Consider the following 18,300-nt stretch of genomic DNA (forward strand, 5'->3'; position numbering starts at 1 on the left):
CCATGGAAAAGAAAAAAGTTGTCATTGCTCTTGGCGGAAATGCGCTTGGTAAAGATGTAGAAGAGCAGAAAGAGGCAGTGGCTAAGACTGCAAAAGTAATTGTTGACCTTGCACAGCAGGGATTAGATATCATCGTAACACACGGAAATGGTCCACAGGTCGGAATGATCCAGAATGCTATGGACAATCTGGTTGTTATGCATGAGAATTATAAACAGGTTCCGCTTCCGACAAGCGTGGCAATGAGTCAGGGATATATCGGAATCGATCTTCAGAATGCAATTAAGTACGAGCTTTACAGCCGTAACATTGAAGGAAAAGTATCTACAATCCTTTCACAAGTAGAAGTAGATAAGAATGATCCGGCATTCGAAAATCCGACAAAACCAATCGGAAGGTTCCTTACTAAGGAAGAGGCGGAAGAAAATGAAGCAAATGGCGTGCGTTGTATGGAAGATGCAGGAAGAGGCTACCGTGTAGTTGTAGCTTCTCCGATGCCACAGAGAATCCGTGAGCTTGAGACGATCAAGACACTGGTAAATGCAGGACACATCGTGATTACATGCGGTGGCGGTGGAATTCCGGTAATCAGTGAGAACGGAAAACTGGTCGGAGTCAACGCAGTTATTGACAAAGATAATGCGAGCAGCCTTCTGGCAGCTCAGCTTGGAGCAGACTATCTGGTTATCTTGACAGCCGTAGAAAAAGTTGCGATCAACTTTGGCAAAGAGAATCAGGAATGGCTCTCAGATCTGACTGTAGAACAGGCAAAAGAGTATATCGCCGAGGAACAGTTTGCAAAAGGTTCTATGCTTCCGAAGATTGAAGCAGCAATTCGTTTTGCTGAGTCAGGAGAAGGAAGAAGAACATTGATTACACTTCTTGACAAAGCGGCAGAAGGAATTGCCGGAAAGACAGGAACTGTGATCCATCAATAATAGTTATATCAGATGTGGGAGTTATCCCACATCTGTAAGTAATGAGAAGAAAATAGGAGATGGAACAAGATGAATATACCAGTAAATCTATTTATGTGGATTATGGCGTTCCTTCCAATTGCGGCACTTCTGATCTTAATGATCAAGTGTGGCTGGGGAGCGACCGAGGCGGCACCGGTAGGATTACTGATAACGGTAGTTACTGGAGTTGCTTTTTATAAAGCAGACATTACGCTTCTTGCTTCCGAAAGTGCGAAAGGTGTGTGGAATGCACTGATCATATTGATCATTGTATGGACTGCAATTCTGATGTATCAGGTTGGAGATGAGGCAAAAGCATTTTTGGTAATCCGTAATGGTATGCGTAAACTTTTGCCAAATGAATTGCTTCTTGTACTTGCAATGGGCTGGATTTTTGAGAGTTTCCTTCAGGGAATCACAGGATTCGGCGTACCTGTTGCAGTAGGAGCACCTCTTTTGATCGGTATTGGTGTGAAACCGCTGTGGGCAGTTATTATCCCTCTTATCGGTCAGGCGTGGGGAAATACATTCGGTACACTTGGAGCTGCGTGGGATTCTCTGGCTATGTCAGCCGGACTTGCTGTAGGAAGCAGTGAGTATCTTACAACAGCTATGTGGACAGCATTTTTCTTATTTATCTGGACAGCAATCGGTGGTTTTGCCACATGCTGGTTCTACGGTAAAGGAAAAGCACTGAAAAAAGGATTTGTAGCCGTAGCAATTATGGCAGTCATTCAGGGAGGCGGAGAACTTCTGCTGACACAAGTAAGCACAACACTGGCTTGTTTCATCCCTGCAGTTATTTCATTGGTAGTCATTCTTCTTCTTGGAAGAACAAAAATGTATAAGGACGAGTGGTGCATTGAGGACAGCCCGATCATGAATCGTGATTTTGCTGCAGCCGATGGAGAAGAAGAAATTCCGGATATGACACTTGTTCAGGCATTTGTACCGTATTTTGCGTTATCTATTATCACACTGGTGGTATTACTTGTAAAACCACTGAACACAGTGCTTGGACAGTTTAAATTTGGATTTGCTTTTCCAGAGACATCTACGGGTTATGGTTATGTAAATAAAGCAGTAGATTGCTTTTCACCATTAGCTCCATTTACTCATGCAAGTATGTTCTTGTTTGTATCAGCGATCATTGGTCTTGTTTATTACAAAAAGCATGGCTGGATCGGTGAGGGTGGTACGAAGAGAGTGTTTGTGAAATCTGTATCTATGACAATGCCGTCTGGTATTGCCGTAATCGGACTTGTTATTATGTCAAAGATTATGGATGGTACAGGACAGACAGTCGTGCTTGCAAACGGAATCGCGAATGTGCTGGGAAAAGTTTACATTATCTTTGCACCATTTGTAGGACTTCTTGGAACATTTATGACAGGAAGTAACATGAGTTCCAATATTTTATTTGGAAGTTTCCAGATGACAACCGCAAAACTTCTTGGGGCTAATACCGCTGCAATCCTTGGAGCGCAGTCAGCTGGTGGTGCCATCGGAGCTGCAATCAGCCCGAGCAAGATTATTCTTGGTACGACAACAGCAAGTATCCTTGGAAGCGAAGGCGAAGTTATGAAAAAGCTTATGGCGATTACAATACCGGCTACGATTTTGATTGGAGCAGTATTGTTTGTTATGACAGCTTTATAAGAAAGTCTTGAATCTGGAAAAAGGAGTGCTGACAATGGAGAAGAATAGCTTTTTTAAAACTAAAGAAGGTGGACTGACATTAGCATTTATCGTAATTATGATTGCATTTGCTATTATGCTTTTCGGTTTATATAACGGGACAACCGCAGCCTGTGCAGTTGGATTTGTAATCATGATGGCAGCTATGTTCTATTCACCGGTGAAAGTGTTTATCTTAACACCAAAACATAAGTAATTATTGTAACCAGAAAGGAAAAAAAGACTATGGGAACAGTAGCAATTGAAGAAGTAACAGGAAGAATTGCTGAAAACTTAGAGTGTTTAAAACGTTTTACAGCAACACCAGGAGATGGATGTACAAGACTTCCATTTACGAAAGAGGCTAGAGATGCCGTAAATTACCTGAGAGAGGTTATGACAGAGGCTGGTCTTGAAGTACATGAGGATGAGGCCGGAAATATAATCGGTATCTTAAAAGGAGAGAATCCAGATCTTCCATGTGTTATGATGGGATCTCACTATGATTCAGTAGTAAACGGTGGAGACTTTGATGGAATCGCCGGAGTTGTATGTGCAATCGAAGCTGCAAGACAGTTAAAAGATGAAGGATTTACACCAAAGAGAAACTTTGCAATCGTTGGTTTCTGCGATGAAGAGGGTATGCGTTTCGGAACAGGATATTTTGGATCCGGAGCTATGCTTGGACACAGAGATGTCGAGTATTGCAAACATTACAAAGATACAGACGGAATTTCTATCTATGATGCCATGAAGGGATATGGACTTGATCCAGAGAAGATTGAAGATGCAAAATGGCCGGAAGGTTCTATCGGAAAATTCCTTGAGCTTCATATTGAGCAGGGACCGGTTCTGGATGCAAAGAATATTGAGATCGGTCTTGTAGATTGTATCGTTGGAATCCAGAGATATATGGTAACAGTAAACGGAAGAGCTGACCATGCCGGAACAACTCCAATGGACATGCGTCTTGATGCTGTTGATGCAGCAACAAAGGTTATTTCTAAAATCCCAGATTGGGCAAGAGAGAAAGCTGACGGAACAGTTGCAACAATCGGATACATTAACACGATACCTGGTGGAATGAACATTGTAGCTGAAAAATGTGAATTTACAGTTGACATTCGTTCTAAGAGCAACGACAATATTAATGATATCGCAAACAGAATTCGTGCAGCATTAGACCGTGAAGTGAAGGCTATGGGTGGATCCTATGACATCGATACAAAGCTTGTGATCGAGCCAGTTATGCTGGATGAAGGTATGCTTGACATCATGGAAGAAGACTGCAAAGCAAGAGGATATTCTTATATGAGACTTCCTAGTGGAGCAGGACATGATGCACTTGAGATCGGTCAGGTACTTCCGACAGTTATGATTTTCGTTCCAAGTAAAGACGGAAGAAGTCACTGCCCGGTAGAGTTTACAAAGTATAGTGAATTTGCAAAAGCTTCTGTTGTTATGACAGGTCTTGCTAAAAAGCTTCTTGCTGAGTAATCCGAAAAAATAATTATTTATGAATGGTGATTCGAAAGGCCGGAGGAAGAGATATCCTGCGGCCTTTCGAGAAAGAAACGGGGAAAAAGATATGGGCGAATTAAATCCGATGTACAAAAGAGAAAACTTACGATTGTTAAGAAGAGCTTTAAGGCTGACTCAAAAAGAATTCATTGACAGATTCCTGTCGGATGAAGAAGGAAAGCCAACTATGAGCATCGCGACATTGTCTAACCTGGAGGCAAAAGACGGTCCCAGAATGAATGATGTCATTATCAGTGTTTCAGAACAGGTTGGAATTGATTCTATGCATTTTTCTATGCCATCAGAAGAATTTGCCGAGAAGATACATATTCTGTTACCGGATGATGTAAGCCCGGAAGCGCTTGGAAAGCTTCAGTCTAAAAAAGGCAGCATTAATCAACTTTTGAATCGCCTGACTATGTATTTTGCAGAGCAGATGTTTGATAAGAGTCTGAAAAAAGGGGATAAGATAGAGTCAGATCGTGTACTTGCGGCAAAACTTGGAGTTGGACGTTCGGCAGTACGTGAGGCATTGAAAGTTCTGGATGTGCTTGGCATGATTGATATCCGGCCGGGGCAGGGAACTTATATTAGTGGAAATGAAGCAAATTTTTTCGTCATTCCACTTTCCTGGTCTTTATTTATGAATGGCAATCAGACAGAGTCTATTTTGGAAGTGAGAGATCTTCTGGAAGTGAAAGCCGCTTATCTGGCAGCTGACTGCGTAGATGATCGCGCTCTGAATCGTCTGTATGATGTATCACATAAAATCCATCAGGCATATGTAGAACAGAATTATAAGAAGTTTCTGGATGCAGATTTGGAGTTCCACAGCAGTATTGCAGAGTGTTCCGGGAATACTGTAATTTACAGTATGCTTCAGACAATCAGTAATCTGATGCGTCATGTCAGTGAGACGGGAATGATTGACGGACGGCAGCTTCAGGAAATTTATGAAGAGCATCAGAGAATTTATGGTCTTATACTCGCAAAAGACGGAGAGGGTGCTGCAGAAGCTATGGAAGAGCACATGAAGAGATCAAAAGCCCGTTATAATTACAGATAAGATTACATAAAACTGTTTATATAGTCATTAACATGTTGAAAAAGAAATAAAAAAAGTTTTGAATATAATATCGAAAAGGGACTCCCCTGCAAATTTACAGAATGATGAAGTGGTATTTGATTTGTACCGTACCTCACAGTATTGCCTCGAATTTCCTGTAAATTTGCAGAGGAGTTCTTGTAATTTTGAAAAGAATAAGATATAATATTGCGGATTGTGTTACTAAGAATAGAACATAATAAGTAACTAGATAATAGAATTAGAGGTGATAATATGGAAATGATAATAGATGTACTTGCAGATGCGTTGGCAGATTGTTTAAAGATGCTTCCATTTCTTTTTACAGCATTTTTATTAATTGAAGGATTGGAGCATTATTCGACAAAATTGACAAGAAAGGCACTGGAAGATGTAGATAAAGCAGGTCCGGTTGTGGGGGCACTCGTGGGCTGTGTACCACAATGCGGATTTTCAGTCATGGCTTCTAACCTCTACGCAGGAGGGATTATATCGGTAGGAACATTACTTTCTGTATTTCTTGCAACATCAGATGAAGCAGTATTGATCTTGCTTGGCAATCCGGATCAGGGAAAGACAGTTCTGACACTCCTTGCGGTAAAAGTTGTGATTGCGGTCGTAGCAGGATACATCATTGATCTTTTCCTGCAGAAACAAATTGCAACTCCAAAAGAGTGTGGAAATCTCTGTGATCACTGTGGATGTCATGATCACCACGCCGGACTTTTAAAACCAGCACTTCGCCATACAATTAAGATATTTCTCTATCTTTTTGTATTTACAGCAATTTTGAATTTTATTATAGAAGTAATTGGGATTCAGACATTATCTGAATATCTTCTGGCAGATAGTATTTTCCAGCCAGTGATTGCAGCACTTATTGGATTGATACCTAACTGTGCGGCTTCTGTTGTGATCACGCAGCTTTATATCAGCGGTGCAATTTCATTCGCATCTGCCATTTCCGGTCTCTGTACCGGAGCAGGAATTGGATTGGTTGTACTTTTTAAGGTCAATCGGGATAAACGTGAGAACATAAAGATTGTACTCACTTTATATGCACTTTCAGTGATTGCAGGAATGGTTTTACAGATCTTCGGATTTTAAGTTGTCAAATTGTGAAAAATGCTGTCGATAAGCGACACGAATTGACAAAAAGTTAACATATTCGAAATTGATTTTCTATTTTGATGTGCTATAATAAATATGTTCACACTTGAGATATACCTTTTTGTGAGGAGGATTTATTATGGTAACAAAAAAAGGGACACCTGTAAAAAAGACAAAAGATGTAAAAATAGCTGCAAATGTTATGGCTGATTCGATAAAGACAGAAGAGAAAGCAAAGGCAGAAGCTAAGACCGAGATAAAGCCACAGACAAAAGAGAAAGTAGAGGCAGAAGCTAAGACCGAGATAAAGCCACAGACAAAAGAGAAAGTAGAGGCAGAAGCTAAGACCGAGATAAAGCCACAGACAAAAGAGAAAGTAGAAGCTAAAGTTGAGAAGGCTGCTGCAGATACAGTAGAAAAGATTACGAAAAAAGCAGTGAAAGGTGCAGGTGCGGCAAAGACTGTAGCAAAAGCTGTAACAAAGACTGCGACAAAGACTGTAAAGAAAGCTGCTAAGAAAGACATTATAATAAAAGCATTTGTTGAGTATTATGGTAAGCAGGTAGAAGAGAAAGACATCATTGCCCGTGTGAAAAAAGCATGGACGAGATCTGGTAAAAAAGTCGGAGACATTAAAGAGATGGATCTTTACATAAAACCGGAAGAGAATGCGGTCTACTATGTGATCAATGGAACAGAAACAGGAGCTGTAGAATTCGAGTAGGAAGATAAAAAGAAGGGGCTGTCGGGAAATAGATAGTTCCTTTTTTCTGATTTCCAATATGGGTGGCTGTCTTACGCCAATCGGAGATCCGCCGCTTCTAATGGGATTTATGCGTGGAGTACCATTTTTCTGGAGCATGCATTTATTGCCAATATTGACTTTTAATCTGGTGATTCTGTTATTTGTATTTTATCATCTGGATAAAAAGGCATACCGTAAAGATATTGCGGAAGGAAGAAAACCGGATATCAGCAGACCGGGAACCGAATTTTATATCGAAGGACTGCACAATATTATTTTACTTGCAGCATTTCTGTCATTTAAGACAACAGACAGTTCCATCCGTACAAAGAACCATTTTACGTGGGGAGCGATCAAAGAGGTTGCAGTTTTGTTTATCGGAATTTTTATTACTATGCAGCCGGCACTGATGCTGTTAAAATCTGTTGGACCAAACCTTGGAATTAGCGAGCCGTACCAGATGTTCTGGGCAACAGGAGCACTGTCCAGCTTCCTTGACCATACACCGACCTATCTTGTATTCCTGACAACTGCGGGAACACTTGGATTAACAGGAGGTATTACAACGGCTCTTGGACAGATTCCGGTGAATCTTCTAGAGGCTATTTCCTGTGGAGCAGTATTTATGGTCGCTTGCATTCTTAGTTCCGGTATTTATACTGGATATGCTTGTGTTCTTTTTGTAGGAGGTTACGGATATGGCAAATAATAAAGATATGTATATAGAACTTGCGAATCGGATCTATGATCTGGATGGTGAAGTATATAAATGTGTAGAATCTTCCCTTGGAAGAACATTTACAGGAAGCAGAGAGAATACGATCCGTGCACTTAGTATGTTGATGTATACGAAGCCTGACGGACATCTCTTGCGAAGTGAGCTGGCGCTGATCAGTAACATGGCTCGTACGATTAAGAATAAAGAAGATAAGAGCCGTATGATGACAGAATATAATGAGATTCTTAAAGCAATGGAGCAGCTTCCGGATATGTCTGAAACGGATATTGTCAATGAAGAAAGAATGGCTCTGAATCCGGCTGCACACTGGGATGAAGTGGACGAAAATGCGCATCTCGTTATCTGTATCAGCCGTACACAGGGAAGTGCGGGAAATGATATTGGATTTGAGCTGGCAGATAAGCTGCATATTAATTATTATGATTCAGAGATTTTCGAGCAGGTACTAAAACGTCAGGAAGAAGAAAAATTTCATATTAAAGAGAAAGAGTGCTTTACAGAGTTTGATAAATATGGAAAAAAACGAGAAACATTGAAATCAAAGCTGCGGAATATGTATCGTTATCATGGACTTAACAGCGAAGATGCCATCTTCTTTCATATGAGCGATCTGGGGGAACTCCTGAGAATTATGACCTGTGCATTAATAGTGCTAACTACGGAATCAAAGAGACGATAGAAATCATTGAACGTCTGATCATCAACAGGAAGAAAGCATAAGGGGTACAAGAAAGAGACTTTACGTGTGTTTCAGATACTGATATAATAAAGACGAATGAGACGGGAGAAAATAATTAATACGTAAAGGAGATAATAGAATGAATGAGACAACATTGGTGAAAGGCATAAGTGCGATAGGCTCCATGGATGGACCGACTTCAGTGTTCCTTTCCGGAAAGCTAGGCGTGGGAGTGTTTGCGGCTGTGATAGCAATCGGTATTTTAATTGGATTTTTCGGCTTGAAGCTGGTGAAAGTGGTTGCGGCATTCCTGGGATTTCTGATTGGAGCAGGAGTGGGAGCTGGAATCTGTGCATTAGCGGGAATTGAAGGTATTGCATCCGTAGCAGTTATATTAGTCTGCGCGATATTGTTGGCAGTAGTGTCTTTTCTTGTATACAGGCTGGGTGTATTTGTGATGATATTCATCTGCTCTATGGGAGTGCTGGCAGCAGTGATACCGGCACAAAGTTCAGTCATTACTATTGTGGAACTGGCAGTGGCACTTGTGCTTGCGATTCTTGCTGCAATATTTGCAGAGCCGATGATCATTGTAATTACCGGTATAGCAGGTGGATTTCTTGCAGGTCCGGCGATTCTCGACCTTGCTGGAATTACAGATCCGTCATGGTTAAAATATGCAGCAGGTGCGGTTCTTGCATTTGTAGGACTTATGATTCAGTTCATGATGCAGTCAAGTAAGATTGGAAAGAAAGAGAGAATCAAATCTGAACATATCAAGGAACAGGTCTCTATGGAGAATGAAGTAGAGAAAGCCCGAATGATTCTGGATGAGGACGAAGCGAAGCCAGAAGAAGCAGAAGAGCCGGAAGGATATCTGGATGAGGAAGAGGCAGAAGAGCCGGAAGGATATCTGGATGAAGATGAGGATTTTTCAGATGATGAGTCAGAGGATATCGAGATCAGGGATTTGGATTTAGACGATATTCCATCTGACGAGGAGAGCGAGGAATAGGCTTATGAAACTGGACATGCATTGTCATGTAAAGGAAGGGTCCATTGACAGCAAGGTGAGCCTGGACGAGTACATTACACTTTTAAAAGAACGTGGATTTGACGGAATGCTGATTACAGATCATGATACGTATAAAGGATACCGACACTGGAAATACCAGATGAAGGGAAAAGTACATGATGATTTTGTAGTCTTAAAAGGAATTGAGTATGATACTTGTGACGGAGGACATATTTTATGCATTATGCCAGAAGGCGTGAAGATGAGACTTTTGGAACTCCGAGGTCTTCCGGTTGCAGTATTGATTGATTTTGTGCATAAGCACGGAGGAATTCTGGGGCCGGCACATCCATGCGGGGGCAAATATTTAAGCTTTACGAACACAAAGCGTTATTACAAATCACCAGAGTTATTTAAGCGGTTTGACTTTATTGAAGCATTTAATGCATGTGAATCAGCAGAGTCTAATGCGAGAGCCCTTAAGCTTGCAAAGAAATATAAGAAACCGGGAATCGGTGGCAGTGACGCACACCGACCTAATTGTGTAGGTATGGGGTATACCATTCTGCCAGAGCGAGTGACATGTGAGACAGAGCTGATCGCACTGATCAGGTCAAAATCTGCAGTGATTGAGACAGGTGGCAGTCTGTATGGAAAGACGGCAAAAGACAAGATGGGAAAGGCGGATAAGATTCTGACATATTCTTTCTGGTTTTATAATAAGGCTGGTACAATCATGCGTAAGAGAAAACGTATGCTGAATGGAAAGATTGAGAATCCTGTCGATCCGATCGATCCGATTGAGTTGAAATATATGTAATAAATAAAAAAGAAGTATTCTGATAAATGAGATTTTACTCAAAGTCAGAATACTTCTTTTTTAGTGCGCCCTTATAAGAGCTTAGAACAAACTTGCGATATGATAAACTACAAAACTTATGATCCAGGCAGTACACAGCTGATAGAGCAGGATAAAACCAGTGGATTTCCAGCTTTGCAACTCACGATGAATCGTTGCAATGGTTGCTGTGCATGGTACATATAACAGACAAAATGTCATAAGTGCATAAGCATTTGCCGGGCCAAAACCAATGGCACCAAGAGAAGCCGCCATTGCGGTCATTCCGTGGGCAGTCGTAATATTTTGAATTCCGAAGAGTACGCTGCAGCTGGAGACAACAACTTCCTTTGCGGCAATACCAGCGATCAAAGCTACAATAATCTGCCAATATCCGAGTCCGACCGGTTGAAAGACCGGTACGATCAGGCGTCCAATGACAGAACCAAAGCTTTCAGAAATATCTGTTACATATCCATGAGGACCAAAGTTTAAGATTGCCCACATTAAGATGGATGCGATAAATATAACAGTTCCGGCTTTGGTAAGATAATCTTTTATCTTCTGCCATACATAAATCGCAATCGTATGGGCACTTGGAGTTTTATATTCCGGCAATTCGATCAACAGGGCATGTGTCGCTTTGCTTCCGTCGATTTTGGACAGGATAAATGCTGTTGTAATTGCGATAATGATGCCGAGCAGATACATGGAATAGCAGACGATCATGGCATATTTTCCAAAGAACATAGAGGAAAATAAGACATAGATCGGAAGTCTTGCACTGCACGACATAAATGGTGTGATCAGGATAGTCTTAAAACGGTCTCTTTTATTTTCAAGTGCCCGGGAAGCCATGACTGCAGGTACGGTACAGCCAAATCCGAGCAACAATGGAAGAAATGCTCTTCCGGATAATCCGAGACTGCTCATAATATCGTCCATGACAAATGCGACTCGTGACATGTATCCACTGTCTTCCAAAAGCGCAAGAGCCAGGAAGAGAATGAAAATGTTTGGTAGAAATGTCAGAATTCCGCCAACTCCTGAAATGATGCCGTCTACGATCAACGAAGTCAACATCGGACTTGTGTGGACAGCAGCAAGACCATTTGATACGAGATTTGAGAATACTTCAAGAGCAATCTCAAAATATCCTTTCAGCCAGTCTCCTACAGTAAAGGTGAGGAAGAATACAAATGCCATGATCAGAAGGAAAATTGGAAGACCAAGCCATTTTCCGGTCAGGTACTTATCAATTCTTTCTGTAGAGGCTGCCTTTTGGGCTTTATTGACAAGTACTTCATCAATAATTTCTTCAATAAAGTCATATTTTTGATTGATAATATCCTTTTCATAGCTTCTGTCTACAATTTGTTCCATTCCGGCAAGTGGATATTGATCCAGAATATTTTTATCCATTTCCAGATATTTGATGGCGTGCCAACGCATATTATCCATTTCCGGATAAGTTGCGGTGATCAAAGTAATCAGTGCGTCGATTTTATCTTCTATAAGGTCGGAATAGACCATGGCATATTCTGAGTGATGATTATGCCGGTGTTCAGAATGCATTCCTTTGTGATGATGAATAAAAGGTCCCTGGCTGGCATATTCACTGTGATGGGAAACGGCATGCAGCAGAATGGAAAGTCCTGTCTTTTTTCGTGCTGATACAGGGATTGCTGGAATTCCAAGCATTTCCGGGAGGCGGTGCAAGTCAATTTCCATGCCGCGGCTCTCTACAATATCCATCATGTTCAGAGCCAGTACAACGGGTTTCCCAAGTTCGATCAGTTGAAGGGCCAGATAGAGATTACGTTCCAGACTGGAAGCGTCAATGACATCTACAATGACATCAACTTCATCACTCATGATACATTCTCGAGATACAGTCTCTTCCATTGTATAAGAAGTCAGACTGTAGATTCCCGGAAGGTCAATGAGACGGAACTTCTGATCTTCATAGGTCGTGAAGCCTTCTTTCTTTTCCACTGTGACACCGGGCCAGTTAGCTACCTTTAGATTTGCACCGGTGTAAGCGTTAAAGAGGGTTGTCTTGCCGCAATTTGGATTACCGATGAAGCCTACATTAATGATTTTTTCCATTATTCCGTGACCTCCTTCACTTCGATGTGGTCTGTGATTCTTTTGCCAAGTGCAAATCGTGTGCCACGAAATCTGGCGGTAAGAGCACCTTTTTTATTGTTGTTCAATATTGTGATTTTGGCGCCTTCTGTCAATCCAAGCGCTTCTAGACGTCTCTCAAGAAGAAGCTCAATGTTGATAGAAAGAACCTGATAAGTTTTGTTATTTTTGCCTTGCTTTAAAGTCATCTTTTGTCCTTTTTATAAATTGTAAATGAGAATTATTTATCGGTTACTCCACTAACTATATCATCAATTGACGAAAACTTCAATGTGAAGTATACTGGATTTCATAAACATAAAAGGGGGATTTTATGCAGATTTATTACTTGATGTTATACTTTTTTGTGTATGGTTTTCTGGGCTGGTGCACAGAAGTTGCATATGCGACAACAAAGCAGAGAAAGTTCGTGAACAGAGGTTTCCTGAATGGTCCGATCTGTCCGATTTATGGAGTCGGTGTGACGGTAGTCGTCTATTTCCTGACACCGTATAAGGACAATTTGATTTTGTTGTATGCGTTGTCCACAGTGTTGGTGACAGTTCTGGAAGGGCTTACCGGATATCTGATGGATAAGATTTTTCATCATAAATGGTGGGATTATACAAATCAGCCGCTGAATATCGGTGGATATGTTTGCCTGATATTTTCCCTTGTGTGGGGAGTGGCATGTGTACTGATCGTCCGTGTGATTCATCCGGTCATTCATAAAATATTGACATTTATTCCACATACATTAGGGCTTGTAATGCTCGCAGTACTGGAAATCTGTATTTTTGTTGATCTGTATGTGACTGCGGCCGGAATCCTGAAACTGAATCATCAGTTGGAAGCTATGGCGAAGATTGCCGCAGAGCTGCATGAGATTTCGGATAAGCTTGGTGAAAATATCCATGAAGGTATGATGGATACGATGGAGGCAACAGAAGAAAGACGCAAGAAACTGGAAGCAGCAACAGCAGAGAGCCGCAAGAAGCTAGAAGCTGCGACAGAAGAAGGCCGCAGGAAACTGGAAAATGTTACAGAAGAAAGCCGTCGTAAACTGGAAAGTGCGACAGAGGAAGGCCGCAGGAAACTGGAAGCTGCAACGGAAGGCAGCCGCCGTAAGCTTAGTGAGGGGCGTACAAGGATTGGCGGAACCGCAGATGAAGCAAGGCAGCAGCTTCAGGCAAGAAGTGAAGAGCTTCGTAAGAAGTATGAAGAGTTGTCAGGTCAGGGCGGAGCCGTGTCCGGACGTCTGATGAAGGCATTCCCACGTATGGAATCCAGACAGTATAAGGAGACATTTAACGAGTTACGTGAGAAACTGAGATTGAAAGAAAAGATGAAGAGAAAAAAATAGTAGTACAAGGAGACTTTTTTAAGAATCTTCTAAGTATTCTTGATGAGATGGGGATGTCAGAAGAAGATGTACAGAAGGTAAATGTTTATTTGACAGATATGAAGAATTTTGATGCAATGAATGTAGTGTATGAACAACAGTTTTCAGCACCATATCCAACTAGGACAACAGTTGGTGTGACAGGACTTTGCGGAGATGCATTGATAGAAATTGAGTTGATAGCGAAGAAATAATCAGGTTGAGGAAGAACAGGTCGATGGATCTGTTCTTTTTTTCGTTAGTGGCGAGTCAAAGTCCGAGTAGTCTTCCGACCTTGGTAATTGTAAGCAATCTCAGAAGGTATCTTTTGGATCTTTTTATGATTGTGTTGTGATAAGTTTAAAACTGGCTTGCTGTAAAATGTAAATATTGGCTATTTAATAAATACCAGTTTGCAGTATGATATGTATCATAGTTACGTAACACAGAGAAAAAATATTAGGAAAATAAGAAAAAAATCGGATGAAGAGAAAGGTGAAGAATTATGGCAGAGAATAGATATGAATTAAACAAGCAGTTAGCACAGATGTTAAAAGGCGGAGTTATCATGGACGTAACAACACCGGAGCAGGCAAAAATCGCAGAGGCAGCAGGTGCTTGTGCAGTTATGGCGCTGGAGAGAATTCCTGCAGATATCCGTGCAGCAGGCGGGGTATCCCGTATGAGTGATCCGAAGATGATCCGCGGAATCCAGGAGGCCGTATCAATTCCGGTCATGGCAAAATGCAGGATCGGACATTTTGTGGAGGCACAGATTCTGGAAGCAATTGAGATTGACTATATCGATGAGAGTGAAGTTCTTTCACCTGCAGATGATGTATATCACATCAACAAGAGAGACTTTAAAGTGCCATTCGTATGTGGAGCAAGAGACCTTGGAGAGGCACTTCGAAGAATTGCTGAGGGAGCTTCTATGATCCGTACAAAGGGTGAGCCGGGAACAGGAGACGTTGTACAGGCTGTCCGCCATATGCGTGTGATGAATGCTGAAATCCGCAGAATTCAGAGCTTAAGAGAGGACGAGCTCTTTGAGGCGGCAAAGCAGCTTCAGGTTCCGGTTGAACTGGTAGAATATGTTCATGAGAACGGAAAACTTCCGGTTGTAAACTTTGCGGCAGGAGGAATTGCAACTCCGGCAGACGCAGCACTGATGATGCAGCTTGGAGCAGAAGGAGTGTTCGTAGGATCTGGAATTTTCAAATCTGGTGATCCTGCAAAACGTGCCGCAGCAATTGTAAAAGCAGTAACTAATTATGCAGATGCAAAACTGATCGCAGAACTTTCCACAGATCTTGGTGAGGCAATGGTCGGAATCAATGAGCAGGAGATTGAACTTCTGATGGCAGAGAGGGGAAAATAAGATGACCGTAGCAGTACTGGCACTTCAGGGAGCATTTCTGGAACATGAACAGATGCTTAAGAAACTTGGAGCAGATTATTTTGAAATCCGTCAGAAAAAAGATCTGGACAGACCGTTTGATGCACTGATTCTTCCGGGCGGTGAGAGTACGGTGATGAGAAAGCTTTTACTGGAACTTGACATTTACGATGCTTTAAAAGAGAAAATCCTGTCAGGTCTGCCAGTCTTTGGAACCTGTGCGGGACTGATCCTTCTGGCAGATGAAGTGGAAGCAGGAGTTCCGTGTTTTGGTACTATGAATATTACGGCAAAGCGTAATGCATATGGAAGACAGCTTGGAAGCTTTCATACAGATGCAGAGTTTGATGGACTTGGCCAGGTGCCGATGACATTTATCCGGGCACCATATATTGCCCAGGCAGGGGAAGGGGTTGAGATTCTGGCTGAAGTAGATGGTAAAATTGTGGCTGCCAGACAGGGACGACAGCTCGTGACAGCATTTCACCCGGAACTGGACGGGGATACGAGAATACATGAATATTTTTTGAATATGTAAGAAAATGTGATGCTATATCAGTGGTGGGAGTCAATCCCCCAGCTGATATAGCATCCGGCAGGGCGCACATTGTCCGGTGGACAATGGTTTTGCGCCGACCGAAACGGAGTGTAGACTTGCAGAGGTGCGCAGTAGAAGTATGTCATGCAATTGCATGACGCGCACCTCGCAGCAAGAATGCCGAGGCATTCTTGAATTTTAAACGGCGATTTATTTGATTGCCGTTTAAAAAAATACATGCCTCATATATTTGCTTGATAAAATCGCTGCAACACATATTATTTAGAGTATTCTGCGTACGGTTTCAATGGGCAATTTTAACATTTCTGCAACTTTTTCAGAATTGCCTACATTTTCGTATAAATTTTTTACCAACTGTTCCGTTACCCGTTCTGTTACTTGCTCCGTTACCTGTTCTGTTACTCGTTCCGTCACTTGCTCTTCCAGTTCCTGAAATTCTTCTGCCATTAATTCTTTTAGTGCCTCACACATACTAGGTTTCGCCTCCTTTATTGCCTCCCAGTTAGCTCTTGTTATTACTTCCATTGCTGCCTGATACAACTTTGAATTCTTTTTTTCTTCATACTCTTTTAGAATTGCTTCAATCTCACTTTGATTCTTAATATTGCTTCTCAAGCTGCCAAGCCATCGGTTCTCTTCCAGATTCAATTCTTTTGTAATCAATAATTGAATTGGAATTGCATCACCAACAAAATAATATATCCCTGGCTCTTCTTTTTTTATTTGCAACTTTCGAACTTTTTCCAAATGCTGTATCAGATTTCTCGGATAATGGTTACATATAAATGTTATAGTCAGTTCTTCCGGTGGAATCTCACATACATGTTCAGTATCCGACTGATAAAAGCAACAATACCCATATACTTTATAAAAATCATTAATTGTCAGATAATCCTCCGGACTTTTATATTCCACAATATTATGCTTTCGAAATATTCTCCCTATATTTTTCTGGATTTTCTCATTGTCATGAACTTTTATTACAAGTTCATCAATCTGCATGGGTTTCTTTGATAACAAATGTTCCGATTCAAATATTATTTTATCTGCTTCATCTTCGAACTCAATCTGAAGTGAAGCCGTGAATGCCGGATGCCATTCTATCGTCTTTCTCTTTTGCTCCATCCATTTCTCCTTTCATTATAAAGTTTTCGATTCATCTTTGCAATAGAATATCTATGCCTACAGTTACATTTCTCTTCATATCGGATAGCAGTTTCGAACATGAAACACCGAAATGAGATGTCTTACGACTTAGAACTTTGAAAGAGTTGCAGATTGCTTCTCTTAAAGTGGTTATAGATTATCACGAAATGTGCGGACAATCAATTAATTTTATATATAAATGGATGATGGAAAGGTGGAAAAAATATAAAACATACAAAACATAGTTGACAAGTTTGAAATGTGGTGCTATATTAATACCAACGACGAATACACACTACATTGATAGGAAAGGTAGGAAGATATCATGGCAAAGATTTACAACGGAACAATTGACTTAATTGGAAATACACCACTGGTTGAGGTTAAGAATATTGAAAAAGAATTAGGACTGGAAGCAAGAGTACTCGTAAAGCTTGAGTATTTTAATCCGGCCGGAAGTGTGAAGGACAGAATTGCAAAAGGCATGATTGAAGACGCGGAGGAAAAAGGACTTTTGAAGGAAGGATCTGTGATCATCGAGCCTACATCTGGTAATACCGGAATCGGTCTTGCGGCAATCGCAGCAGCTAAGGGATACAGAATTATCCTGACAATGCCTGAGACTATGAGTGTTGAGAGAAGAAATATCCTGAAAGCATACGGAGCAGAGATTGTGCTGACAGAAGGGGCAAAAGGAATGAAAGGTGCCATCGCAAAAGCAGATGAACTTGCAAAAGAAATTCCGAACAGTTTTATTCCGGGACAGTTTGTGAACCCGGCAAACCCGGCAGCACACAGAGCAACAACAGGACCGGAGATCTGGAATGATACAGACGGAGATGTGGATATCTTTATCGCAGGAGTTGGTACAGGTGGAACACTGACTGGAGTTGGAGAGTATCTGAAAGAAAAGAAACCAGATATTAAAATTGTAGCACTTGAGCCTGCAACATCACCAGTACTTTCAGAAGGTAAGAGCGGAGCACACAAGATCCAGGGAATCGGAGCAGGATTCGTTCCAGATGTACTGAATACAAAAGTATATGATGAGATAATTACAGTTGAGAATGACGATGCATTTGCTACAGGAAAACTTCTTGCAAAACACGAAGGAGTTCTGGTAGGTATTTCATCAGGAGCAGCTCTCTGGGCAGCAATTGATTATGCAAAACGTCCGGAAAATAAAGGTAAAACTATTGTAGCATTACTTCCGGATAACGGAGACAGATATTATTCAACCCCTCTGTTCGCTGAGTAAGATTAAAAAAGAGAGTGAATAGATATTGACGTAGGACAGCGGGCAAAAGCCGGCTGTCTGATA

General features: G+C 41.4%; 18 protein-coding genes and 1 pseudogene. 16 read left to right on the forward strand and 3 right to left on the reverse strand.

Annotated features, from left to right (window positions below; all coding sequences use genetic code 11):
• Positions 1-2: 2 nt before the first annotated feature.
• The 11 genes and pseudogenes from arcC to G593_RS0112730 all read left to right on the forward strand — a co-directional run bounded on the left by arcC (position 3) and on the right by G593_RS0112730 (position 10,349).
• Positions 3-938, forward strand: a complete 936-nt coding sequence (arcC, locus tag G593_RS0112680) for a carbamate kinase (RefSeq protein WP_005338626.1) — start codon at positions 3-5, stop codon at positions 936-938.
• A 69-nt stretch (positions 939-1,007) separates the two neighbouring features.
• Positions 1,008-2,618: an L-lactate permease gene (locus G593_RS0112685; RefSeq protein ID WP_005338628.1), complete on the forward strand. Its 1,611-nt coding sequence runs from the start codon at positions 1,008-1,010 to the stop codon at positions 2,616-2,618.
• A 34-nt stretch (positions 2,619-2,652) separates the two neighbouring features.
• Positions 2,653-2,853 (forward strand): hypothetical protein, encoded by a 201-nt coding sequence (locus G593_RS0112690; RefSeq protein WP_029731911.1) that lies wholly within the window; start codon positions 2,653-2,655, stop codon positions 2,851-2,853.
• A gap of 29 nt (positions 2,854-2,882) precedes the next feature.
• Positions 2,883-4,133: a M20 family metallo-hydrolase gene (locus G593_RS0112695; protein ID WP_029731912.1), complete on the forward strand. Its 1,251-nt coding sequence runs from the start codon at positions 2,883-2,885 to the stop codon at positions 4,131-4,133.
• 91 nt (positions 4,134-4,224) lie between these two features.
• Entirely contained in the window at positions 4,225-5,223 is a 999-nt protein-coding gene (locus G593_RS0112700; protein ID WP_005338646.1) for a FadR/GntR family transcriptional regulator, read from the forward strand.
• A gap of 273 nt (positions 5,224-5,496) precedes the next feature.
• Positions 5,497-6,348 carry a putative manganese transporter gene (locus tag G593_RS0112705; RefSeq protein WP_022278593.1) on the forward strand — a complete coding sequence of 284 codons (852 nt, stop codon included), beginning with the start codon at positions 5,497-5,499 and terminating at the stop codon, positions 6,346-6,348.
• A 142-nt stretch (positions 6,349-6,490) separates the two neighbouring features.
• Positions 6,491-7,075: a DUF6465 family protein gene (locus tag G593_RS0112710; RefSeq protein ID WP_029731914.1), complete on the forward strand. Its 585-nt coding sequence runs from the start codon at positions 6,491-6,493 to the stop codon at positions 7,073-7,075.
• A 43-nt stretch (positions 7,076-7,118) separates the two neighbouring features.
• Positions 7,119-7,782: pseudogene (locus tag G593_RS0112715) on the forward strand (sodium:proton antiporter); the annotation flags it as partial.
• Positions 7,783-7,794: 12 nt separating this feature from the next.
• Positions 7,795-8,514, forward strand: a complete 720-nt coding sequence (locus G593_RS18645; RefSeq protein WP_330360853.1) for a cytidylate kinase family protein — start codon at positions 7,795-7,797, stop codon at positions 8,512-8,514.
• Positions 8,515-8,653: 139 nt separating this feature from the next.
• The gene (locus G593_RS0112725) at positions 8,654-9,529 is read left to right on the forward strand and encodes a hypothetical protein (RefSeq protein WP_029731916.1); all 876 of its coding nucleotides are present in this window, start codon (positions 8,654-8,656) and stop codon (positions 9,527-9,529) included.
• Between the two features lie 4 nt (positions 9,530-9,533).
• Positions 9,534-10,349 carry a PHP-associated domain-containing protein gene (locus G593_RS0112730; protein WP_029731917.1) on the forward strand — a complete coding sequence of 272 codons (816 nt, stop codon included), beginning with the start codon at positions 9,534-9,536 and terminating at the stop codon, positions 10,347-10,349.
• A gap of 81 nt (positions 10,350-10,430) precedes the next feature.
• Here the strand turns inward: G593_RS0112730 and feoB are convergent, their stop codons facing one another.
• Both feoB and G593_RS0112740 read right to left on the reverse strand, forming a co-directional pair.
• Positions 10,431-12,476, reverse strand: coding sequence for a ferrous iron transport protein B (gene feoB / locus G593_RS0112735; RefSeq protein WP_029731918.1), 2,046 nt, complete (start codon positions 12,474-12,476; stop codon positions 10,431-10,433).
• The gene (locus G593_RS0112740; protein WP_029731919.1) at positions 12,476-12,703 is read right to left on the reverse strand and encodes a FeoA family protein; all 228 of its coding nucleotides are present in this window, start codon (positions 12,701-12,703) and stop codon (positions 12,476-12,478) included. Before G593_RS0112740 ends, feoB begins: the two co-directional genes overlap by 1 nt.
• Positions 12,704-12,828: 125 nt before the next feature.
• Here G593_RS0112740 and G593_RS0112745 point away from each other — a divergent pair, with 125 nt between their 5' ends.
• The 4 genes from G593_RS0112745 to pdxT all read left to right on the forward strand — a co-directional run bounded on the left by G593_RS0112745 (position 12,829) and on the right by pdxT (position 15,812).
• Positions 12,829-13,857, forward strand: a complete 1,029-nt coding sequence (locus G593_RS0112745) for a putative ABC transporter permease (RefSeq protein WP_029731920.1) — start codon at positions 12,829-12,831, stop codon at positions 13,855-13,857.
• Positions 13,854-14,090: a RidA family protein gene (locus tag G593_RS0112750; protein WP_255348533.1), complete on the forward strand. Its 237-nt coding sequence runs from the start codon at positions 13,854-13,856 to the stop codon at positions 14,088-14,090. The genes G593_RS0112745 and G593_RS0112750 overlap by 4 nt, the downstream gene beginning before the upstream one ends.
• A 290-nt stretch (positions 14,091-14,380) precedes the next feature.
• A complete protein-coding gene (pdxS, locus tag G593_RS0112755; protein ID WP_029731923.1) occupies positions 14,381-15,256 on the forward strand; it encodes a pyridoxal 5'-phosphate synthase lyase subunit PdxS in 876 nt (291 codons plus the stop codon).
• A gap of 1 nt (position 15,257) precedes the next feature.
• Positions 15,258-15,812: a pyridoxal 5'-phosphate synthase glutaminase subunit PdxT gene (gene pdxT, locus G593_RS0112760; protein WP_029731924.1), complete on the forward strand. Its 555-nt coding sequence runs from the start codon at positions 15,258-15,260 to the stop codon at positions 15,810-15,812.
• A gap of 282 nt (positions 15,813-16,094) precedes the next feature.
• Here pdxT and G593_RS0112765 read toward each other — a convergent pair whose 3' ends face one another.
• Positions 16,095-16,958: a hypothetical protein gene (locus G593_RS0112765; RefSeq protein ID WP_029731925.1), complete on the reverse strand. Its 864-nt coding sequence runs from the start codon at positions 16,956-16,958 to the stop codon at positions 16,095-16,097.
• 346 nt (positions 16,959-17,304) lie between these two features.
• On the opposite strand from G593_RS0112765, the gene cysK reads away from it, so the two are divergent.
• Entirely contained in the window at positions 17,305-18,237 is a 933-nt protein-coding gene (cysK, locus tag G593_RS0112770; RefSeq protein ID WP_005338661.1) for a cysteine synthase A, read from the forward strand.
• Positions 18,238-18,300 lie beyond the last annotated feature (63 nt).

It is taken from the genome of Dorea sp. AGR2135, assembly GCF_000420885.1.
Classification (GTDB): Bacteria; Bacillota; Clostridia; order Lachnospirales; family Lachnospiraceae; genus Dorea; species Dorea formicigenerans.